At 56.5% G+C, this 4087-nt stretch carries 2 protein-coding genes and 1 pseudogene; 2 read left to right on the top strand and 1 reads right to left on the bottom strand.

Annotation, left to right across the window (positions count from 1 at the left end; all coding sequences use genetic code 11):
- The first annotated feature begins 281 nt into the window (after positions 1 to 281).
- Both RMSM_RS22625 and RMSM_RS42940 read left to right on the top strand, forming a co-directional pair.
- Complete coding sequence (locus tag RMSM_RS22625; protein WP_040769036.1) at positions 282 to 1535, top strand: serine hydroxymethyltransferase; 1254 nt, start codon at positions 282 to 284, stop codon at positions 1533 to 1535.
- 104 nt (positions 1536 to 1639) lie between these two features.
- Entirely contained in the window at positions 1640 to 2473 is an 834-nt protein-coding gene (locus RMSM_RS42940) for a response regulator (RefSeq protein ID WP_236622267.1), read from the top strand.
- A 209-nt stretch (positions 2474 to 2682) separates the two neighbouring features.
- Here the strand turns inward: RMSM_RS42940 and RMSM_RS42935 are convergent.
- A pseudogene (locus RMSM_RS42935) lies at positions 2683 to 3036 on the bottom strand (outer membrane protein assembly factor BamB family protein); the annotation flags it as partial.
- Positions 3037 to 4087 lie beyond the last annotated feature (1051 nt).

The following is a 4087-nucleotide window of genomic DNA, read 5'->3' as shown; positions in this document are numbered from 1 at the left end:
GGACGCCATAAATGTCGGGAAGGAATTTTAGCGAGAGCGGCGTTTTGGTGGCGGAGTGACGGGTGATTTATTTTGCCTGTCGTGGTCGAGGCGGCGAACGCTGTTTTCTTCTCGGGATTTGTTGCCTCATCCACTACGCGGGTTGTCGATTTCCTTTTTTGCACCGTTTCCCTGGTTTTGGCGACATTGACGCTTTGCCCTTGGCGGTCGACAATCGTGTCCGCCGTGGTGCGAAGATCGCAAGCTTACTTCTATCCTTCTCCCCCCAAACAATAAAACTCATGAATTGGCTGCAGCAGCAAGACCCTGAAATCTGGGAAACCATCCAAGCCGAAGCCACCCGCCAGCAGGACGGGTTGGAGATGATCGCAAGCGAAAACTACACCAGCTTGGCGGTGATGCAGGCGGCAGGCAGCGTTTTGACGAACAAATACGCCGAAGGCTATCCCGGCCGCCGCTATTACGGCGGGTGCGAGCACGTCGATGTGACCGAATCGCTGGCGATCGAACGAGCGAAAAAGCTGTTTGGCGCCGAGGAAGCGAACGTCCAGCCGCATGCGGGATCCCAAGCTAACACCGCCGTTTACCTGTCTTGCCTGGAACCAGGCGATTCGGTGCTGGGGCTGGACCTGGCTCAGGGCGGACACCTGACTCACGGCATGAAGCTGAACATTAGCGGCCGGCTATACAATTTCCACAGTTATGGTGTCGATAAAGAGAATCACCGCCTCGATTTTGACCAAATCGCCAAACTGGCTCGCGAGCACAAGCCAAAGCTGATCGTTGCCGGTGCGAGTGCCTATCCCCGCGAGATCCCGCACGATCGATTCGCCGAGATCGCCAACGATGTCGGTGCCAAATTGATGGTCGACATGGCTCATTACGCCGGCTTGGTCGCCTCGGGCCAGCACAACAGCCCAGTGCCGTACGCCGACTACGTCACCACGACGACGCACAAGACACTGCGTGGCCCACGAAGTGGTTTGATTCTGTGCAAGAAAGACCACTTGAAATTGGTCAACCGCAACGTCTTTCCGGGCACTCAAGGTGGCCCGCTGATGCACATCGTCGCGGCTAAAGCGGTTTGCTTTGCCGAAGCGATGACGCCAGCGTTTAAGGAGTACGGCAAATCGCTGGTCACCAACGCCAAGGCGTTGGCTGAAACACTGATGGCGGCAGGATTGCCATTGGTCAGCGGCGGCACCGACAACCACTTGATGCTGGTCGACGTGACCGCATTGGGACTGGGCGGCAAGAAAGCCGAAGCCGTGCTCGAAGAGTGCGGCATCACGGTCAACATGAACATGATCCCGTTTGACGAGCGTAAGCCGATGGATCCCTCGGGAATCCGCATTGGAACTCCCGCCTTGACGACTCGCGGGATGGGAACCGATGAAATGAAGAAGATCGGCGGATGGATTCATCAAGCGTTGTCGAATTCCGACGATGCATCGCGGCACCAATCGATTCGCAACGAGATCCGCGAACTGTGCAAGAACTTTCCCGTTCCTGCAGGCGATCACGCCACCGCCTAGTGCGACGCCAAGCACTCGATCGCTAAAATAGCGGTGGCAACCAAACGATGGATTGCCACCGGATCCGCCCCTTTTTTCACGTCGTCCACGATTTTGACACCGCTATGCACCGCATCCTGATTGCTGATGACAACATCGCGAACCGCGAACTGCTCGAAGCCTACCTGGTAGGCGTCGACTGTGATACGGAAACCTCGGTCGATGGCCAAGACACGCTGGACAAGATCGAATCGTTCCAACCGGACTTGGTCCTGCTGGACGTGATGATGCCCAAACTGAGCGGTTTTGAAGTCTGCAAGAAAATCAAAGACAATCCGGCGACCAGCCGGGTGATGATCTTGATGGTCACGGCGCTGAACGAACTGGGCGACATTGAACGAGCCGTTGCCGCGGGAACCGATGACTTTCTCAGCAAGCCGGTCAACAAAGTTGAACTCGTCAAACGAGTCGAAAACATGTTGAAGCTAAAAGGGCCGAAGACGAACTGGAACGTCTGCGCCGCTACATCCAAGAGATGGAAGACGGCAACGACCAGATTCAACCGCCCGGCGACGCGTAAAACGACGCTACCGAGGCCTCACCGCGTCAGAAGTTGCATCGCTAGAAGCTGCAACTTACAAGGCTGCATCGCGCAAGATCGTCGCCACCAGCCGTCCCTCGGAAGTCTCGCCGAGGACTCGATTTCCGACTCTCGCTGGCTTCGCTGGAACAGTGAAGCCCACGATGTCTGTCGACGATGGTTTGCGGCGGAGGTGAACGAAACTCTTGGCGAGTTTCGCTACGAGAATGCCTACATGCCACCGAAGGGATCGGCGCCAAAGGGATCATCGCCGCCACCGGGTGCTGCGAAGGGATCGGCTCCGGGGGCCGCAAACGGGTCGGCTCCAGGTGCTGCGAAGGGATCATTGGCAGCGGGCACACCAAATTCAGTAGGCTGAGCAGGCTTCGTCTCCTCTTCCTTCTTCTCTTCTTTCTCCTCTTCCTGCTTCGCTTCGCCATACCCTTCGCTGATCACTGGCAAGTCGGCGTCAATACTGCGTAAACACTGAACCGCCCCGGTACTACCGATCAGATACAGACGATCCGTTTTTGGGTTTCGCAGCAATCGCTGGGGGCGAATCCCCGGAAATGACTCCACCTGCTTTCCAGTCTTCAAATCCAAGACCGCAAACGCCCCACTCAGCGTGGTCACGTAGAGCTTGTCACCAATGGTTCCCACCAATTCGTCGATGTTGGACGCCGAGTCCTGCCAAGTACTGATTCCATCGTCCAAGCCAAGCGAATACAGGGTGCCATAGGTGGAACGAATCAGCAGTTGCTCGCCCGCGATAATCGGTTGATTGTAAAACGGTTCTCCATAGGGTCGACTCCACAACACCTGGCCTGTTCGCGTGCCTTTGACGCCGTAGACTTGGCCTGCTTCGGATCCAAAGAAGAATCGATCATCGCTTGCCGCCGCAAGTCGGGCACTGACGATGCCATCGGTATTCAACCGAAACATCACTGACGGTTCGCCCGACGTTTCCATGCAATAGACAAAACCTTGATCGGTCCCCCAAGCGATTCGAGTCGATCCAGGTGCTTTGACAGGCAACGCGAGTGCACGTCCGGCAACACGCTCGCGAAACGGAAGCTGCGAGGTATCGTACAACGGATAACCTTCGATTCCGTTTTGGATCGTGGCAATCACGGCAAAATCGCCTGCATTAATTGCACCGAAGATCGGGACATTGACGGTGCGTCGCTGCTCAATCAGCTCGCCGTTGGTAACATCAATCCTTAACAGGTTACCGCCATTGACGACGCTAACGAAAGACTCGCCCACGCCGAGGGCTTTATAACCGAGTCGCCGGACACCGACGCGAACCATCCAAATCGATTCGCCAGATTCCGCGTCACGGCATTCCAGCGTTCCATCGTTCCCAAGCGTATAGAGACAAACCCGCGGGACAATTCGCGATTCCATCGTCGCTTCGATGCCGCGGCGTTTCAGCCGCCGAATCTCATTACTTGCCAGTCGCTCGGCTTCCGGTTTGCCAATCGCCTTACCATGCGCATCGACGCGATCAGTGGGAATTCGCACCAACACGTTCTTGTCGGTCGCCACTCCGTTTTCTTCCGGCTTGGCCGCTTCGTTTACCGCACCCGGCTCTTCGCCGTTGGTCGGTTTGGCGGATGCCTTTGCTGCCACGACTTCGACGTACTCGCGTGGATTTTCCGCGTGCACATAGATCTGCTGATCGACCATGGACTGGACGCCCGCGGGAACCTCGGTTTGCCTCCGCCAAGCCTCGACCAAACCTAACCGAGTGGCTTGCTGGGCAGTCAGAAAATCAGCCGCATGGACGGTGCCGGCACCACCCCCGACCAATACCATCGAGACGACGAGACAAACTGCGACAGGGCAGCTAACAGAACGAAAACCAAGGGGCATGCGCACGGCGAACACCTAGCTCAATCAATTGGAGGCACGAGCAACGAGAATAGTCCCGCTTATTCTAATCGCTGGCTTCGTCGATGGCGAATTCTTAGCAAAATCGTGCCGATGAAAA

This window comes from Rhodopirellula maiorica SM1 (genome assembly GCF_000346295.1).
GTDB lineage: Bacteria > Planctomycetota > Planctomycetia > Pirellulales > Pirellulaceae > Novipirellula > Novipirellula maiorica.
This window is presented reverse-complemented; position numbering and strand designations above follow the sequence as displayed.

Excerpts from the sequence above, each read along its gene's own strand:
- RMSM_RS22625 (WP_040769036.1), top strand. The coding sequence starts at position 282 with ATGAATTGGCTGCAGCAGCAAGACCCTGAAATCTGGGAAACCATCCAA.
- RMSM_RS42940 (WP_236622267.1), top strand. The coding sequence starts at position 1,640 with ATGCACCGCATCCTGATTGCTGATGACAACATCGCGAACCGCGAACTG.